This window comes from Rhizobium sullae, from assembly GCF_025200715.1.
Taxonomy (GTDB): domain Bacteria; phylum Pseudomonadota; class Alphaproteobacteria; order Rhizobiales; family Rhizobiaceae; genus Rhizobium; species Rhizobium sullae.
The window spans coordinates 2059657-2076663 of sequence record NZ_CP104144.1 but is presented as its reverse complement, the minus strand read 5'-3'; the positions used below and the strand labels follow the sequence as shown (position 1 = coordinate 2076663).

Here is a 17007-nt window from a genome sequence, read left to right as displayed (position 1 = left end):
CCAAACATAGTCCGGCCCGGATGAGCCTTGATCGCTTGGTCCGATGGAAGCTGCTTCATCTTCGGTGCGAGGCGGTTCGTTTGGGTTGAAAGCTTCGTCATTTCCCAAAAAAACAAGTTGGAAGGCTCCAGTTGAGCGTGAGTTGTCGCCATTTAGCAGGCGCACTGCGTAGAAACATACTCTCTAAGTCTCGCGGACCGGTTCGTCGCCGGGATCAGGTTCGACATCAGGTGCATGATCAAGGATGGCAAGCGCCGCATCGACATTTCCGCGTGCCGCCCGCTTACGAAGGCTCATGATGGCACGTCGATGACCAATGCCGTCAGCGATAAATGCCGAAAGCAACTGGTTCAGTGATACGTTGTCTTCCGCTGCTGCCCGCTTGGCTTCTTCCATGACATGATCTGCTATTCTGAGAGGATAGGTACTCATGTTGGCTGTCTCCTTCTCGTTATTTCTGCCACAAAATCTCCGGCTCTCATGACAGACATGCCGAACGCTTTTACGGCTGGATGTTGGAAGTGCCTGTCACTACTTACGATAAATGTCGCACCCGCCGCCAAAGCGCACTCAATATAGATGTCATCCTTTGGATCGGCCAAGAACGGCCTGAACCGAAACCATGGGGAAACGAGACGAGCTTGGCTGAAAATCGCATCCAGCACAGTGTCAATCTCGTCCCCGCTCAGCCACGGTTCATCACCAAGTATACCGGGTCGCTTCAGGACATCCTCGTATTCCAAGGCCACGGCAGGCGACACGGCAAAGGGAACATCGCCAACGAGCATTTCCCTCAATAGCTGGTGCGACGCTGCTCTTGACGAGCGCAGAGCCGAAAGCATCACGTTAGGATCGACAACAATCATGGCGTTAGTATGATATCGTATGTGATGTCACGTCAAGTCGCCGATGGCGCTGACCCAAATCCCGGCGCAATTGGCAGCGGCCGCTTCATCCACCCTTTTGAGATCGGCGGACGTGTCGACCGGACAGCTCTCTTCAATAGATTCTTCAGTTGCGTCTCAATGCTGATGCAGCTCAGTTCGAGCGATATACGTCCGCCCTTCCGATAGGCCCCTGCGCGTTACCTCGTGCTGGTTCATCCGGAAGATGATCTCATCGACGTACGGCTGGAGATGGCGCAGGCTCAGGAAGTGGAACACACCGAACTGCGCCCTCTTCAGGACAGACGCCAGGTTTTCGGCGGTGTTGGAATGAACCTCCCCGTCCGCATAGTTATGATCGCGGTGGGCCACCGTTTCATGACCTGAAAATGCCTTCGCGGCGCGGCCGATCGCCGTGTCGTCGGACAGGATGACGGCATTCTGGGAGACAAATCGGTCGAGGAACCTCCCGATTGTTCCGGCGTCGGCCCGCTTGATGACCTGAGCGGCCACACGACCGTCACGGAATGCCGGCGTGGCGGGCTCAGCGACTTGAAGCGGGCATGGATCGTCGTCGACGAATACAATTATGATATCGCCGAGCGTTCCTACTATCTGGAGTCCGGACAGGATATCCTCGGCCGTTTTTCCAAGCCGTTCATGATGAAGGTCGTAGCGACGTTCTCCAATGCCACCCGGCGCGGCGGGCACCGGATCAATCGGGTCGACTGACCGTCCCGTCCCAGTCAAAAGCGCTCGTATCCCGGGCCGTTTGACAACAGGCGCCTATTGCCGGATCGTCTGCTGTCGTCGGCAAGCTTGAACGCCATGGTGGAGAGGTTTCAAGCTAATCGCGACCTGACCCGAACGGAGGATGACATGAGCGACCACGTTTACAAGAAGGTCGAACTGATCGGCAGTTCGACGACCTCTGTCACGGAGGCGATCGAGACGGCGATCTCGCGGGCCTCGAAGACGATGAGGAACCTCGAATGGTTTGAAGTCGATCAGATCCGCGGACAAATCAAGGACGGCGTTGTGGCCCACTACCAGGTGGTCATGAAAGTCGGGTTTCGGATCGACGACTGATGCGCCGGGCGGTTGCGGTCCAGAGCGCTCCAAGGAGCTGATCGGAACGATTCGCCCTGTGAGCCAACGACCTTGCTATGGTAGTATAATCCATGCGCACTGAAAAAGGCCCGGTCCCGAAAGCTGTCCAATCGCCCACTCAGACGAAACTTCTTTGAACGACCAAAATATCGACAGAGGGAGCGCGAACATGTTCGCCGAAACTGAGTAAGCGCTCTCCCATATAGACGACGATGCCGACGACAGATGACGCGGTAGGAGACTGTCGTCCATGATGGTCACTTCATTTTCTCGGCAAAAAGCGATGTGGGGAAAGTGTCAATAGAAATGTGGGGAAAGCGTCAATAGCGTCCTGGTGAAAGTGTCAATAGGCCTTGGGAAAAGTGACGAAGCCAAAATCGGTCACCGCAGGTATCGCTGTTTCCGAATTCGAACTCTGCTGAAGCCGTGGTCTCTCCCCTTCTTTTTGCCAGCTTCCCTTACCTAATTCGGCCAAAGCGCGACCAACTGGCCAAATTGATCCGCAACACCGTTTTTTCTACGAACGGTTATGGCTACGATTTCGACGAGAGATGCGCTGAAGTTGATCGCGATCATACTCGCGCTGTCGATGTCGTTCGGGGTTGCCTTAAGTGAAAACACGTTTGAGCCTCGACCGATCCAGCAGTCCGTACGTCTTGCTGACGAAGTCCATTGCGACAAACATGAGGAGCACTCAGGGAAGAGCCATCATCAGTCGAGCCGATCCTGCAGCCCGACCTGCAACACGTCAGCTATCCTTACTGGGATCATTCAAGTTAATGTGCCCCATTCACATCAGGAGCGATCCTCGCAGCGAGCCGTATCGTTGACGTCCTTGCCTCCCTGCAGCATTTTTCGCCCGCCAAGAGCCTAATTCCCTCAGCTCTGCCAGCCGCTCTGCGAGCATTTGGCGTTCGCGACAGCACTGTGATTGGCAGACTTTCTCTCTCGTATTGAACCCACGGCGAAAACGCGAAAGCGCGAGACGCTTGGCGTAATCGTTTCCATCTCAACGCTGCCTCTGGACGGCTGCGCGTTAAAGGAGTTGCTTATGTTGAACCAAACGCTGGCGAAATTTCGCCAAGTGCCACGCAAAGTCTGCCGAACGATGTGGGACGCTATGCCTACATCTGTGGCCCAAACGCCGCTCATGAACAGAACTGGCCGCTTTCTCTACCGGCGGTTCACCAGAGACACTCTCAAGGTACAGACGCACTTTACGCAGTTCATGCGCAACCCACCTCTGCTCGACGCGCTCAAGCAAATCATGGCCAGGGACAGTTCGTCCACCGCTCTGGCGGTGGCGTCCATCGGCTGCAGTACCGGCGCGGAACTGTATTCCCTCCTCTATACCCTTCGCAGCGCAATGCCCGGCCGAACGATCATCGGTGTCGGCTGCGACTTGTCACCGGAGGTCGTAAGGATCGCTGAACGAGCGCTTTACGCGCCCGGGGTTCCAGCGGCTGATGGTGCTTTATTTGCCGCGGGCCGTCCGGAGATCGAGGAAGATGAGATTTCCGCGCTGAACGGCATTGTTCAACAGCAGGCTGACGGCACCTGCCGCGTACGTGACTTCCTCAGACATGATACATCGTGGTTTGCTGCCGACGCCATCAAAGATGACATTCTGACCTCCATCGGACCGCAGGACCTCGTCCTTGCCAACAATTTCATGGGGCCGATGGATGACCGCTCTGCGCAGCTGTGCCTTCACAACATGATGAGGTTGGTAAAAGCGGGGGGGTACCTGGTAGTGGACGGGGTCGATCTCGACCTGAAAACCAGGGTACTTCGGGATGCGCCGTTCGCCCCGATCCTCACAAACCTGCGTGAAATCTGGGGTTGTGACGGGTCGAAACAGGGCTGGCCCTGGCTGAGGTGGGGTGCAGAACCTATCGACACGAGCGAGCCCGACTGGCGCGTGAGGTACACGATCATTTTCCAGCGGCTTCGCTAAAAGCTTCATCTGGCGGCAGCTAAACTGGCTGTCGCCCAATTGCTTGAGGTTGTCTATGTTCAAGAGCGGAGCGTGGTTGCTCGCGTCAAAGATCGCGTCACAGACCATCCAGTTTCTGCTGTTCTTCATCGCAGCGAGGTCCCTGGAGGCTGCCGATTTCGGCCTGTACGCGGTCCTGGCTGCCGTCATAACGCTGCTGACAATCATGGCCGAGGCTGGTTGGGCAGAGCAACTGCTTCGGGTGGGCTACACCCTGCCAATGTTCCGCGTGGTCACCGCGCTATCATTTTGGACAGCTTCGTTGTTCACAGTCCTGTCGGGCATCGCGGCTCTTGGCGTGTTCGAGTTTGGCAACTTCACGGCGGCAGCTCTGCTCGCGGTCTGGAGCCTTTCGATCCTTCCTTGCACGCTCGCCACATCCTATGAGGCGGCCTTCACGGCCCAAGGCTATTTGCGTACTCAAGCCGCGATCCGGGTCATCTCAGAGGTTGTTGGGCTCTGCTCAACGGTCGCCATGTTCGCAGCTGGTATCGGCGTCTTCTCCCTCGCGCTCGGGAAGGTCATCTCTCAGACGTTAGCACTCTTCATGGGATGGGCGAGGCTCGGTCAAGCACCAGCTCTTCGCGCCAGCATTAGGGACGCGGCGAACATGGCGGAATTTTCACACCATATCGTGGTCAACCGTCTCATCATATTCGCTGGCTCTTACTGCAGCACCTTCGCTGTCGCTGGTTTTCAGGGCGTAACGGATGCCGCTTATTACCGGGCGGCGGAACGGCTTGTCGCAGCAGTGTCCGAGGCGCTTGGCGAGCCCATCAGGGCGATAGCCTGGGTGATGTTCCGGAAATCATCGGTCCAGGGCGAAGATCAGCTGCAGAAGACGACGAGAAACGTGGTTGTGGGTACTTTTGCTGTTGCAACGCCCATATTCATCACCTTGCTCCTTTACTCGAGTCAGTTGATTCATCTCCTGCTGGGCGACCGGTGGCAGGCTAGCGCCGCAATCGCCTCGGTTCTTTGTGTCAGGCAGCTTCTGCTCTTGCCGGGATACTTCAACGAGCCGCTTCTTTCAGTAACCGGCGCAATCGGGAAACGACTGCGTGTCACAATGCGGAATATTGTTATCCTGGTCGCGGTTGCGTTCCTGGCCGCACCGTTTGGCCCGATGATACTGGCGGTCGCCCAGTGTGGCGTTGCCGCGTATAGTCTCTTTGCGATAGCGGCACTTCAGGAAAGCAGTGGCGGAGTGAAGTGGAGAGACATCTGTAAGCAACTCCTTACGGTTGTCTTTCCAGCGCTTGTGGTCATGCTTGCCGTCGCTTATTGGGCAGGAAGCATCAGGACGCTCAGCAGCGTGCCCGGGGCTGCTGGACTGATCCTTCGGACTGCCGTAACTACTACCCCCTATGCGGCTATTCTCGTGCTGTCACAGTTGTGGATCATCACCCGGTTCCGGTGGAATGCGGGTAGGAGAGGTAGATAGACGGTGCGCGATGATGTCCGTTGCGTACCCGAACAAGCGAGGGAGTTCGTGCTAGTTTCGCTGAGTCCCCCGCGTTCTTTCTGATCTCTGGGAATTGATAGCAGCCCGGCCGTTGAAGTGATATGATCTGCCATTCGCATGAACCACGGGAGGGGTGAATGCGTTGGTATCTGACCGTATTTGTCGCCGGGCTGTCAGTGGTTTCCAATGCGAAGGCAATGGAACCGTTGATTTTTCATACGGCGCATTTCGACGACGACACCGTTGTTAGCCTTGGCCTTGTAAGCAACCACACCGCAGAGCGAGCCGGATACGATTTCGATGTCCTGATCTCGCTTTCACAAGGCAATCCTGCAGGTGCCAGTTACAGCGACCCGGGGAAGCATCGAGCATTCGTGAAGTGTGGCGATCCGGCCAAGGTATCCGTCCGAGGCATCGACTATCCGGTGCACACATCAGGCCCGGGAGGCGATGACTGGAAGGACGACCTTTGGAGGGCGGTCTGCATGCCCCCTGTCTCGTAGCGCAGATTGGACTCAGCGAGCGCAAGGCCCGCTTCGCGGGACAAATACCACACATCTATCGGAAGCCGACGTCCCGGCAGAACCACCGAACTCTGCGATATCCAGAGGGCGGTCGGGACTGGCTTACGCAGTTGGGCCATCAGTGCTGACGATACGACGAGCCGCGCGTCGAATGATTTGGCCAGAGACTCCAGGCGCTGGGCGACGTTAACCGCATCACCGATCACGGTGAACTCGCTATGGCATCCGCTGTCCAGGACGCCGCCGACGACCGTGCCGTAGTGCAAGCCGATGCCTGCGTTGAGGGCGGTGTAGCCATTCCGCACATTGTGGTTCTTCCAATCGCTGAGCGCATCGACGAGGTCAAGAGCGCACGCCAAGGCGCGATCTGCGTCGTCGTCTGTGGGGGAGGGCTGGCCGAAGACCGCCATGACCCCGTCGCCGATAAACTTATCGACGGTCCCGCCATGCTCAAAAATGATGCCGGAAACAAGGTGCCGGTATTCCCCCAGCACCCATGCCAGTTCACGTGCTGGCGCAGTCTCGGCAAAGCTCGTGAAATCGCGCAGATCAACGAACATGATCGCCGCGTTGCGACGTTCGAGATCGAGCGCCGAACTGCCTTCCTCAAGGTCCGCGACCACGAGCGGCGAGAAGAAACGCGAAAGGTTGAGACGTCGCTCATCCGCTCGCAGCGCCTCCTTGCGCGTACGGTCGTGGTCTTTCGCGAGAAGATAGATTGCAAAGGCGGTGAAGCCAAAGCTGACCGTGAGACCCAGGTCCTGATTGAAAAACGATGCGATTACCGACACCGTATCAGCCGTATGATGTCTCGCAGCGGTGATAGCCAGCATGGTCATCCAGGAAACGAGGACGAGGCTGGAGAAGATAAGGACCAGCCGCCGATCCAGCTTGAGGCCCACATGGTTGAGCAAGATAAATGCCACCACCAAGCTGGTAGTCGTCAAATTGTGGTTTTCGGTAATCGGTCCGCCAAGGATGTGCCCATATAGAATTAAGACGACCAGCAAGGCGTCGAGTACGACAAACAGCGTTTTCAGCCAGGAGCGATCAGGAAGAAATCGCGCTGTCGCGACCGAAGCGATGCTGATGACGAGATAGCTGACGACGACGACTGAATGCGTCCTTTCGGCACCTGCATTGCCGCCCAGCAAGAGGTTAGCGAGAAGAATGGCGAAGGCGACAAAGCGCAGAAGGATCGAGCGAATTTCTCGCGCGTAGTCCCAATGAGCGCCGATTGCAGATTTCATGGCGGTCGTTACCGGAAGGTATTTGATTGCGCCAGCGTGTTTTATAACCGACGCGCTCGTTGTCACAGTTTATGTGGATAAGGTTACGCGGCCGCCAGTAACGGCCGCGTATATAGTCGCCTCCGCGACGGCGGGAGGCTGGCTTACTTTACCTCGGTGACGGTCAGCTTGCCATTCACGCGTTCGGCAACGAACTCGATGTTCGAACCTTCCTTGAGCCTTTCGAGCAGAGCCGGGTCTTCGACGCGGAAGACCATCGTCATCGCAGGCATGTCGAGGCTCTTCAGGTCCTCATGCTTGATGGTGACCTTGTTGGCCTTGGTGTCGACCTTGTTGACGACGCCCTTGGTGAATTCCTGGGCGAACGCACCGAAGGCTGCGCTGGCCGAAAGCAGGGCGGCGAGGCCGAGTTTCATTGCGGTTTTCATCTCTGTGTCTCCTTGGTTTCGATTATTTCCCGGCGACGGTGACGTCGCCATGCATGCCAGCCTCGTAGTGGCCGGGGATCAGGCAGGCGAACTTGAACTGCCCGTCGGTGGTGAACTTCCAGACGATCTCGCCGGATTGGCCGGCCGGAAGTCGGATCGAATTCGGATCGTCGTGTTCCATCTCCGGGAACTTCTCCATGACCGCCTTGTGCTCAAGGATCTTGTCTTCCTGATCGAGCACGAACTCGTGGTCGACCGTCCCGGCATTCTTGATCGCGATCTTGACCGTCTGCCCCTTGCGGACGTTGAAGACGGCGGGGGTGAATAGCATCTTGCCGTCGTCGGTTTCCTTCATCGTGACGCGGATCGTCTGCGTGGCCTTGGCTTTATCGCCAGGTTCGCCGATGGCCATTTTCTCAGCGTGGCCGCCGGCATGATTGCCGGCAGCCAAGGCTGGGGTTGCGAAGGCGGCCAGCGCCAGTGCCAATACAAAGTTCTTCATGGGTAAATCCTTTTCTTGATGTGGAAGATGGAGCCTCAGCCGTTTGTCGGCTTCGGGGTGATTTGCGTCTTCGCGTCCTTGGCCTTGGTCGCCGCCGGCAGTTCGCCGGTCCATTCCCAGGCCTGCGTTCCGGGCGGGTTCTCGTACCAGCCCGGATCGGCGTAATCGTCCGCCGAGATGCCCTCGCGGACCTTCACGACCGAGAACATGCCGCCCATCTCGATGGGGCCGTGCGGCCCCCAGCCGGTCATCATCGGAACGGTGTTCTCGGGAATGGGCATTTCCATTTCGCCCATGTCGGCCATGCCCTTGGTGCCCATGGGCATGTAGTCCGGCTGCAGCTTCCTGATCTTCTCGGCGACCTTCGACTTGTCCGCACCGATGAAGGTCGGAATGTCGTGACCCATGGCGTTCATCGTGTGGTGCGACTTGTGGCAATGGATCGCCCAGTCGCCGAGATACCTGGCGTCGAACTCGTAGGCGCGCATCGCGCCGACCGGGATGTCGATGCTCACCTCCGGCCATCGCGCTTCCGGCCGCACCCAGCCACCGTCGGTACATGTCACTTCGAAATCGTAGCCATGCATGTGGATCGGGTGGTTCGTCATCGTCAGGTTGCCGACGCGGACGCGGACGCGGTCGTTCCTGGAAACCACCAGGGGGCTGATGTCCGGGAACACGCGGCTGTTCCAGCACCACATGTTGAAGTCGGTCATCTCCATGATGCGCGGCACGTAGGAGCCGGGATCGATGTCGTAGGCGTTGAGCAGGAAGACGAAGTCGCGGTCGACGCGCATGAACTTCGGATCCTTGGGATGGACGACGAAGAAGCCCATCATGCCCATGGCCATCTGCACCATCTCGTCGGAGTGCGGGTGGTACATGAAGGTGCCGGACTTCACGAGGTCGAACTCGTAGACGTAGGTCTTGCCGACCGGGATATGCGGCTGCGTCAGGCCGCCGACGCCGTCCATGCCCGACGGCACGAGCATGCCGTGCCAGTGGATCGTCGTGTGCTCCGGCAGCTTGTTGGTGACGAAGATGCGGACGCGGTCGCCTTCGACGGCCTCGATCGTCGGGCCGGGCGACTGTCCGTTGTACCCCCATAAATATGCGGTCATGCCGTCGGCCATCTCGCGCTCGACCGGTTCGGCGACGAGGTGGAACTCCTTGACGCCGTTGTTCATCCGGTGAGGCAGGGTCCAGCCGTTGAGGGTGACCACCGGCTGGTAGTCCGGACCCGAGGCCGGATGAAGCGGCGGCTGCATGTCGGCCGATGCCATTGTCGGGGCGTCGGGCAGACCCATCGCCGATGTCTTTGTCCAGGCGCCGGCCGCCAGCAGCGCCGCGCTCGCACCGAACAGTTGTCGTCTGTTGAACATGGTGAGTTCCTTTCTCAATGGCCGCCGCCGCCGCTGCTTTCGGAAGCAGCGGCGACCTCGGTCTCTGCCGATGCGTTCGTCGCGCCGCCGCCGTAGATCGCCGGCGCGAGGTTGGCTTCGGCGAGCCAGAAGTCGCGCTTCGCATTGACGGAAAGCAGGGTGGCGTTGATTTTGTCGCGGGTGTCGGTCAGCAGCTCGAAGGTGTTGGTGATCATGCCGTTGTAGGTCAGCAGGGATTCCTCTTCGACCTTGGTGCGCAGCGGCACGACGGCGTTGCGGTAGTGCCGCGCGATGTCGTAGTTCGCGCGGTAGGCCTCATAGGCGGACCGTGCTTGCGAGCGGACATTGACGGCCTTCTCGGCGAGCTGGTTTGCCGCCCGCATGTAGGCCACCTCGGCCTTGCGCATGCGGGCCTTGCCGGTGTCGAAGATCGGGATGGCGAACTCCAGCTCGACCTGAGCCGTCGTCCTTGTCTTCTTCTCGTCGTCCTCGATTTCCTGTTCGGTTTCGAAGCCCGTCAGGATTTCGAGGTCGGTGACGTAACGTGTGGCTTCGGTGAGCCCATAGGACCTGGCAGTGGCCTCCAGTTCGAGCTTCGCGACCTGCAGGTCGATTCGGTTTCGGAGTGCTTCGGCCTCGATGGTGTCGCGCCGGACGACGGCCTTGGGTAGCGGTGGCAGGCTGTTGGGAACCTGGTAGTCCAGGTCGGAGCCCCACAGACCCATCAGCCGTGTCAGTTCCTCCTTGGCGAGACGGGCCGCCAGGCGGGCCTTCGCCGTTTCTGCGGCGAGTTCGGCGACGAACACATGTTCGCGGGCCTGGGCGCCCTTGGCCATCGCGCCGGTCTCGCCCAGCTTCTCGGCCAGTTCGGAAGCGGCGTCGGCCGCTGCCTGGGCACGCTGGAGCTGCCCGACGTTTTCCCAGGCCGCCACCGCGCCGATAAAGGCACGCCGCGTGTCGGCGGCGAGCTGGAGGGTCGTCACCGCCGCGGTCAACTGCGCCTGGCGGAAGCGGGTGTCGGCGATCGCCACGTCCCGGTTCTTCGTCGCGAGCGCCAGGATGTTCGTCGTGATCATCCCTTCGATCGTCTTGAACGCCTCGAGTTCCGGCGTCCCTATGCCTGTCGTGCCGATGGAGACGGTCGGGTTGATGAACAGCGTCGACTGCCAGGCGTCGGCCGCGCTGTCGCCGAGATCGGCATACGCCGCTTGCAGACCTTTGTTGTTGAGCAGGGCGATCTGGACGGCGGTTTCGGCGTCGAGTGCCTGCTTGCGGGCAAGAAGCGTCTTGACTTGGGCCGAGGCTGCCTGAGCCTGTTGCTGATTTTGTACCCAGACGGTCTGCTTGGCGGTTACCGTCGAGGTCTTCGCCGCGACGGTGCTGAAGCCCGCGTCGCGCTTTGCGTAGTCGGCTCCGCTCACACAGCTCGCCAAGACAACGGGAAGGGTCGCGACGGCAGCAAGTTTCCTGATCGTGATCATGACGCATCTCCGGTCTTCGGAGCCTGCTGCTCATTCTGCCGACGCCAGGGTTTGGGGTCGACCGGTTGACGGGAAACATAGCCGGAAATGGGCGAGTGATATCGAACCGGACGCACAGAATACGTCTGTTCAACGTCCGTCGATGCAATGACATCGGGAGGTAATGTGGATGCGCAGCCACCTATGATAAGGGCCAGCCCCACCACCAATATGGAAGGTCTCATTTTTGAAAATCCGAATAATAGACTTCGAGCGGCAGACCCGGTGATACCGGGAATGCCCTGCGGACCCGGCAATGCGGGTTAGTCTCTATTCAGATATTCGGGGGACGGTGCAGGGGCGGCAGCTCGCCAAAGGTTTGCTGATCGTCGATGAACTGCCGGATGGATGTCTCGACGGGTCCGCCGACGTCGGGGCCTTCACAAATCATGCCAAGCCCGCCGCAGAAATCGCTGCAGCATTCCTGCTTGACCAATTTGGTGCCGTCTTTGTCACCAGCAGCATGATCGCGTGAGTGACCGTGGGGAGACATTTGCTTCATGTCACGATCGCCGTTCTGCATGGCTTGCGAAGCGGCTTGCTCGAACTCAGGAAATGGCGTGCCGTGCATGGCCGCGTTCGCATTGGACAAGCTGTAGCCTGCCAGCGATACGATGATCGCCAGCCGCACAATCAAGAGCAGTTTGCTCATTGCGATTCGGTACATTCTGCCCATGCTCCGTCGACTACTATCAAAGCAGTCGATTTTCAATTGCGACGAATAGCTGCCAACGATTCGCGTCGTTTCTGTGGCGCGAACAGCACTCGTTCGTCTGGTAAGCATTCCTACCATTGGAAGGTCGAGCGTTGTCGTGCGAAGTATCAGGGTCGAAACCAGCGTAGCTGCCATAATTCAATCTCATTTAGTCAGCAGCTGAGTTTTGATGAAAACCTTCCTGTCTGTTTGCTTGATATCGTCGTCTTCCGCGATCCCAGCCTTTGCTGATCACGGGTATGATGAGGCTTATCGCGGCTATGTAGGAGCTGCCTATCGCCACTTGGCGACTGTCTACAACTGTCGAGCATTGATTGGACGTTCTCGGTATAATAACGCCCGTGTTGCAGCGGAGAACAGTCTGAGGCTCAGTGGCATGCCGACAGATATCGCGCTCCGCTCAGTGGAAAAAATGCTGGAAAAGATTCGAAGGGATGAGAAAACAAAGTCGCATCTCTCCTTTGCCCAATGCGCAACGAAAGCTGCGATGACACAGGCGGAGTTGCAGGCGAGGGAAAGGAAATTACAATCTGAGCGCCAATTCAAGAATTGGGTTGCGGATAAGGATCTTCCGTCAGAAGCGCCCTGAGGTTGGTCGTAATCACCCTGTTCATCTCTGAAGCTGACTCATTACAAATACGAGCCGGTCCTTTCTGCGGGAGCCGCCAAGCTGAAATGAAGTTCAGAAATTTTTCTAGCAGCTTCTTCTGGTCTGTCCTCGAAGGCTGAACGCCCATATTGATCGATATCTCCACCTATCTGGGACTGTTTTTCGCGGCATTGGGCGCGGCGTCGGTATTGCCGATGCAGTCGGAGCCAGTCCTTGTCGGGTTAATTTTAACTGGCAAGTTTCCTTGGCTTGCGCTTTTGGTCGTCGCCAGCGTCGGCAATACTTTAGGTAGCATTTTGAACTGGTTCCTCGGGCGAGGGATCGAGCAATTTCGGGATCGACGTTGGTTCCCGGTGAGTGAAAAGGCTCTTGAACGGTCGTCGCGTTGGTATCGACAGTATGGAAAATGGTCGCTGCTACTGTCATGGATGCCGCTCTTTGGAGACGCCCTGACAGTCGTAGCAGGCGTATTGCGCGAACCGCTTCTGACATTCACAATCTTGGTATTCATCGCGAAAACGGGGCGCTACTTGGTTCTGGTTTTCGCCACTCTGAAATTGATGGCGTAATTCAAGAGCTCGTGCGTCTGGGAATGATCATCCGGTCGACCGTTTCGTCGCGCCAAACAAAAGTGTGCCAGGCAGCTGCAGCAATATGCAGTGCCAGCAGCCCGAGAATAACGCGCGAGCCCAGAACATGGAATGAACCGATCCCGAACCAGAAATAGCTTGCAACGAAGCCCATAGCTGCTTGAGCGATAACCGCTGCGTAGAATGCAAAATGCATCGCTTGTGCAAGTCGATCCACCGGACCCCTCGCGGATATCCTCAAAACTCCTCGGTCAAATATGCGAAGCGTGAGCCGCGCAACCATGAGCGCCCCGATAGCGATCCCCGCATAGTTGTGAATCTGATGCTGGATCACGTCCCAAGGGTCTGGGGACAGGCCCATGTGAACCGCGTGATGCGTCCGCTCGATGCTTCCGCCCGTCCAATACTGGATGGGTACCAGCACGGCCACAGCCCAATGGAGCACAATCTGCGAAAGTGAGTAGCGCGGCGTCATATCAATCCCCCAACGCCACCAGTCGTACCGCACGTCCATTGAACTTCGGTTAAGGGTAAAGCGGTTGTCTTCTCGCGCGGCTGGCCCAATTCAGAGGGTAACGGAACATCTTTCTACCGCGAGAGTTCTCCGGCGGAAGGGAATCTCGACGTATGGTCAGCTGGAGTAAGATCTGCCGTCTAGTCGTCGTGCTGCTGGTGGCGTTGACCTTGGTTAACATTCCGGGCCGCCTCGCCAATGCCGGCGATGAAGGCTGCATTTCTCTGCGTGTGCCTGCGGGTCACTCGCAAAGTCATCAGCTGAATCGTCTCCCGGGATTGTGCTGCGTGAGCATGCACTGCTGCCCGATCATGCCCACACTTCCAACCGCCGCGCAGCCACTTTCGGAGCCGCTCGTCGTTCGCCCATCGGTTGCCACCTCCAGTCCGCTTCTCCTGATCAGGCCGATTGACCCACCGCCGAAGGCTACCGGCGTCTGAAGGTCTTCAAGCATCAAATGATCTCAAAAGGAGAATCCAATGAACGTTTTCATGAAAACTTCGATCGCCATGATCGGCGCAACTGCTCTGCTGTCGCTGACTCCACTTGCCGCATCGGCCCAGGAAATGGCCTATCCCGAAAAGTGCAAGACTGAAGGAATGGACATGTCGAAGATGGGCATGTCCATGGGTGGGGATACGAAGACGGGCGACATGCCCAAGGGCGAGATGACCGACTATCAGAAGGCATCGATGGACGGAATGAAGTCCATGCACATGAACATGATGCAGGGAATGATGAAGAAGGACGCCGACGTGTCCTTCGTCTGTGGCATGATTGCTCATCACATGGGAGCGATCAGCATGTCTGAGGTCGAGCTGAAGTACGGCGACAACAAGGAAGCCAAGGCTATGGCCCGAAAGGTCATCGATGCTCAGAAGAAAGAGATTGCCCAGATGACCAAGTGGGTCAACAAGGAAGCCAAGTAGGAGATCGATCATGCATCACCAATCGGCTGAGATGAAACAATGCATCGACAACTGCCTCGCCTGTTATCAGGAATGCCTCTCGACGGCCATGTCGCACTGCCTGGAGATGGGCGGAGAGCACACGAAGCCAGAGCACTTCCGGCTCATGATGGCCTGCACTGAAATCTGCCGGACATCGGCGCACTTCATGCTGATCGGCACAGAGCACCACAAGCATACCTGTCGGGAATGCGCAGAAATCTGCCGCGAGTGTGCGGCCGACTGCGAACGCGTCGGGGACATGGAAAGCTGCGTTGATGCATGCCGTCGTTGTGCGGAAAGCTGCGAGAAAATGGGAGCTTAAATGCTGCTCTCAGAGGAGGTGGCTACCGCCTCCTCTTGCAAATCATAATATTATCAAATCGCATATCGCGCATCTATTCTCTGGGCGAACCGGTGATCCTTATGAGACCGTTACAGGCGCGTCTTTTTCTCCTCCTCGTCATTGGAGTGGGCTCTTTAGCCGACGCAAGCCTTTCAGGAAGTGACCTGGTCCCGTTGCGAAAGCAGGATATGAAAGACATCTCCGCGGCGGCTAAGGCAATCTCTGACATGTTTCTCGATCCGACCACTTATGACGCAAAAGCGCTTAGTAGCGCTGCCCAGACGATCAGCGCCAAGTCTGGACAGACCATCATCGAGCACTTCAGTTTCGAAATTCCGGCGGCGGGGTCCGACGCCAAAGCAAATATCCTTGAGGATAGGGATCGCTTCGCCCGACTTGCCGACGATCTCAAGGCGTACGCCGATGCATTGGGAGCGGCGGCGCAGAAAAATCCGGGCGAGATGACCAACGACATGCGGATGAAGCCTGGAAAGCCGATGAGCGGCGGCCCTTTCGGCACGGACGTCTCGGCTGAGATGCTTGGCTCGATCCCTGCAGAACACTTATTCCACCTGATGCTCCAAACGTGCAAAGCATGTCATGCTCGATTTCGGGAGAAACATCAGTAGACCTGTCGAAGGTTCCCCTCTGCTGAGGGCGTGTAGGGGGCTCGCACTTCGGTTGCAGTAGGGATTCGTTGGTGGATTGCTGTCACCCGAGTTGATCACACTCGCGCCGCAACCCCTTTCCTTCAGATGATGGTAAGGCGCGGTCGGGACGGCATCTTCCTGGCAACATCCGGGAACCGTTCATCATTCCGCCGTCGGCGGCTTGCGAACATAAGGTGAACGCGGTAGCGTCGTCTGCGATGAAAGAGCGCATGGCGTACAAATTCCGCATCTACCCCGACGGGGAGCAGGCCCGCCTGCTCCGCCGCACCATCGGGTGCTGCCGCCTCGTCTACAACACCTGCCTCGAACAGAAGCGCCTGGAAAGACACCGTTCCGATCCGCGGCGGCTGAGCGCCATCGACCAGAACAAGCAGCTCGCAGACCTCAAGGCGGAGCTGCCATGGCTCCGCGAGGTTCCGCACCACTGCCTGCAGCAGGCGGTCATCGACCTGCACCGCGCCTATGCCAACTTCTTCGAGGGCCGCGCGGCCTATCCCAAGCCACGGCGCAAGTACGAAAACGAGAGCTTCCGATATCCGGACGCCAAACAAATCGCCTTTCGCGAGGGAGAAATCCTGCTTCCGAAGGCGCGATGGGTGAGGATGGTCGCTCACCGCGAGGTCGTTGGGACGGTGAAGAACGTCACAGTCTCGCTCAGCGGCGACCACTGGTACGCCTCGATCCAGGTGGAGCGGGAGGTGGCCGAGCCGAGCGTCCGCGACGGGATCGAACTCGGCGGCGACCTCGGCGTCGTCAACGCGCTGGCGCTGTCGGACGGCGCGGTCTACGACCTGCCGCGCATGAGCGACGCGGAAAAGCGCCGGGAGGAGACCCTCGCGCGCGTCGTCTCGAGGCGCAAGAAAGGGTCGAAGAACCGCGCCAAGGCGCAGCGGGACCTGCGGAACTTCAGGGCGAGGATCGCAAGACGTCGCCGCGACGCCAAGCACAAGGTGACGACCGCCGTCGTCTGCCGCTGCGCCGTCATCTATCTCGAGGACCTCAAGGTGAAGAACCTGACAGCCTCGGCCAGGGGGACCGTCGAGGAGCCGGGGACCAACGTCGCCCGGAAGGCGGGATCGAACCGCTCCATGCTCGACGTCTCGCCGGGCGAGACCGTCAGGCAGATTGAATGCAAGATGCGCCGGTCCGGCGGCGGCGTCTACTACGTCAACCCCGCCTACACCTCGCAGAGGTGTCACGCGTGCGGACACATCGAGGCGGCCAACCGTCCCGACAGGGACACGTTCAAGTGCCTCTCCTGCGGCCACGCCGCCTGCGCCGACCACAATGCGGCGCTGAACATCCTTCACCTGGGCCGCAAGGCCCGAACCGGAGGACATCCGGAGATGGCCTGTGAATCGAACCCGGCTGCGGGTCGGAAGCAGGAAGAAGACGGTAGCAGTCCCCGCGCGAATGCGGCGTGATCAAGACCGGAAGCCCCGTCCTTCACGGCGGGGAGAAGTCACAAGAATAATGCCAAACGCGACAGGAGCGACGGTCTACCGCTGGCCCAATTCGGAGCTGTTGCAAAAACCTTCGCGAAAAACTGACTC

At 58.4% G+C, this 17007-nt stretch carries 20 protein-coding genes and 1 pseudogene; 10 read left to right on the top strand and 11 right to left on the bottom strand.

Annotated elements, in window-relative coordinates; translation table 11 throughout:
• Window positions 1-183 precede the first annotated feature (183 nt).
• From N2599_RS30610 to N2599_RS30600, 3 genes are all read right to left on the bottom strand, one after another.
• Entirely contained in the window at window positions 184-432 is a 249-nt protein-coding gene (locus N2599_RS30610; RefSeq protein WP_027512646.1) for a hypothetical protein, read from the bottom strand.
• A complete protein-coding gene (locus N2599_RS30605) occupies window positions 429-866 on the bottom strand; it encodes a PIN domain-containing protein (protein ID WP_027512647.1) in 438 nt (145 codons plus the stop codon). The genes N2599_RS30610 and N2599_RS30605 overlap by 4 nt, the downstream gene beginning before the upstream one ends.
• A 156-nt stretch (window positions 867-1022) precedes the next feature.
• Window positions 1023-1397: a transposase gene (locus N2599_RS30600; RefSeq protein WP_027512648.1), complete on the bottom strand. Its 375-nt coding sequence runs from the start codon at window positions 1395-1397 to the stop codon at window positions 1023-1025.
• Window positions 1398-1409: 12 nt separating this feature from the next.
• On the opposite strand from N2599_RS30600, the pseudogene N2599_RS30595 reads away from it, so the two are divergent.
• The 4 genes and pseudogenes from N2599_RS30595 to N2599_RS30580 all read left to right on the top strand — a co-directional run.
• Window positions 1410-1616, top strand: a pseudogene (locus tag N2599_RS30595) (hypothetical protein); the annotation flags it as partial.
• 147 nt (window positions 1617-1763) lie between these two features.
• A complete protein-coding gene (locus tag N2599_RS30590) occupies window positions 1764-1973 on the top strand; it encodes a dodecin (RefSeq protein WP_027512650.1) in 210 nt (69 codons plus the stop codon).
• Between the two features lie 1072 nt (window positions 1974-3045).
• Window positions 3046-3951 carry a CheR family methyltransferase gene (locus N2599_RS30585; protein WP_037143235.1) on the top strand — a complete coding sequence of 302 codons (906 nt, stop codon included), beginning with the start codon at window positions 3046-3048 and terminating at the stop codon, window positions 3949-3951.
• A gap of 55 nt (window positions 3952-4006) precedes the next feature.
• On the top strand, window positions 4007-5434 hold the full coding sequence (locus tag N2599_RS30580; RefSeq protein ID WP_027512652.1) for an oligosaccharide flippase family protein: 1428 nt from the start codon (window positions 4007-4009) through the stop codon (window positions 5432-5434).
• 439 nt (window positions 5435-5873) lie between these two features.
• Here N2599_RS30580 and N2599_RS30575 read toward each other — a convergent pair whose 3' ends face one another.
• The 7 genes from N2599_RS30575 to N2599_RS30545 all read right to left on the bottom strand — a co-directional run bounded on the left by N2599_RS30575 (window position 5874) and on the right by N2599_RS30545 (window position 11737).
• Window positions 5874-7229 (bottom strand): adenylate/guanylate cyclase domain-containing protein, encoded by a 1356-nt coding sequence (locus N2599_RS30575; protein WP_027512653.1) that lies wholly within the window; start codon window positions 7227-7229, stop codon window positions 5874-5876.
• Between the two features lie 143 nt (window positions 7230-7372).
• Window positions 7373-7657 carry a copper-binding protein gene (locus N2599_RS30570; RefSeq protein WP_027512654.1) on the bottom strand — a complete coding sequence of 95 codons (285 nt, stop codon included), beginning with the start codon at window positions 7655-7657 and terminating at the stop codon, window positions 7373-7375.
• A 22-nt stretch (window positions 7658-7679) separates the two neighbouring features.
• Window positions 7680-8159, bottom strand: a complete 480-nt coding sequence (locus N2599_RS30565) for a cupredoxin domain-containing protein (protein WP_260308503.1) — start codon at window positions 8157-8159, stop codon at window positions 7680-7682.
• 35 nt (window positions 8160-8194) lie between these two features.
• Window positions 8195-9541: a multicopper oxidase family protein gene (locus N2599_RS30560; protein ID WP_260308502.1), complete on the bottom strand. Its 1347-nt coding sequence runs from the start codon at window positions 9539-9541 to the stop codon at window positions 8195-8197.
• 14 nt (window positions 9542-9555) lie between these two features.
• Entirely contained in the window at window positions 9556-11022 is a 1467-nt protein-coding gene (locus N2599_RS30555; protein ID WP_260308501.1) for a TolC family protein, read from the bottom strand.
• The gene (locus N2599_RS30550) at window positions 11019-11246 is read right to left on the bottom strand and encodes a hypothetical protein (protein ID WP_260308500.1); all 228 of its coding nucleotides are present in this window, start codon (window positions 11244-11246) and stop codon (window positions 11019-11021) included. The genes N2599_RS30555 and N2599_RS30550 overlap by 4 nt, the downstream gene beginning before the upstream one ends.
• A gap of 89 nt (window positions 11247-11335) precedes the next feature.
• Window positions 11336-11737: a hypothetical protein gene (locus N2599_RS30545; RefSeq protein ID WP_260308593.1), complete on the bottom strand. Its 402-nt coding sequence runs from the start codon at window positions 11735-11737 to the stop codon at window positions 11336-11338.
• 208 nt (window positions 11738-11945) lie between these two features.
• Between N2599_RS30545 and N2599_RS30540 the strand changes: the two genes are divergently transcribed.
• Together N2599_RS30540 and N2599_RS30535 are read left to right on the top strand one after the other, a co-directional pair.
• The gene (locus N2599_RS30540; protein WP_156915397.1) at window positions 11946-12365 is read left to right on the top strand and encodes a hypothetical protein; all 420 of its coding nucleotides are present in this window, start codon (window positions 11946-11948) and stop codon (window positions 12363-12365) included.
• 149 nt (window positions 12366-12514) lie between these two features.
• Entirely contained in the window at window positions 12515-12955 is a 441-nt protein-coding gene (locus N2599_RS30535; protein ID WP_027514027.1) for a YqaA family protein, read from the top strand.
• A gap of 1 nt (window position 12956) precedes the next feature.
• On the opposite strand, the gene N2599_RS30530 is transcribed toward N2599_RS30535, so the two are convergent.
• Window positions 12957-13451, bottom strand: a complete 495-nt coding sequence (locus tag N2599_RS30530) for a cytochrome b (RefSeq protein WP_027514026.1) — start codon at window positions 13449-13451, stop codon at window positions 12957-12959.
• A 530-nt stretch (window positions 13452-13981) separates the two neighbouring features.
• On the opposite strand from N2599_RS30530, the gene copM reads away from it, so the two are divergent.
• The 4 genes from copM (at window position 13982) to N2599_RS30510 (ending at window position 16878) form a co-directional block, all read left to right on the top strand.
• A complete protein-coding gene (gene copM / locus N2599_RS30525; RefSeq protein ID WP_375714156.1) occupies window positions 13982-14419 on the top strand; it encodes a CopM family metallochaperone in 438 nt (145 codons plus the stop codon).
• A 10-nt stretch (window positions 14420-14429) separates the two neighbouring features.
• On the top strand, window positions 14430-14762 hold the full coding sequence (locus N2599_RS30520; protein WP_027514023.1) for a four-helix bundle copper-binding protein: 333 nt from the start codon (window positions 14430-14432) through the stop codon (window positions 14760-14762).
• Window positions 14763-14971: 209 nt separating this feature from the next.
• Window positions 14972-15412: a cytochrome c gene (locus tag N2599_RS30515; RefSeq protein WP_245209352.1), complete on the top strand. Its 441-nt coding sequence runs from the start codon at window positions 14972-14974 to the stop codon at window positions 15410-15412.
• Between the two features lie 251 nt (window positions 15413-15663).
• Window positions 15664-16878, top strand: coding sequence for an RNA-guided endonuclease InsQ/TnpB family protein (locus N2599_RS30510; RefSeq protein ID WP_051336873.1), 1215 nt, complete (start codon window positions 15664-15666; stop codon window positions 16876-16878).
• The last annotated feature ends 129 nt before the right edge of the window (window positions 16879-17007 follow it).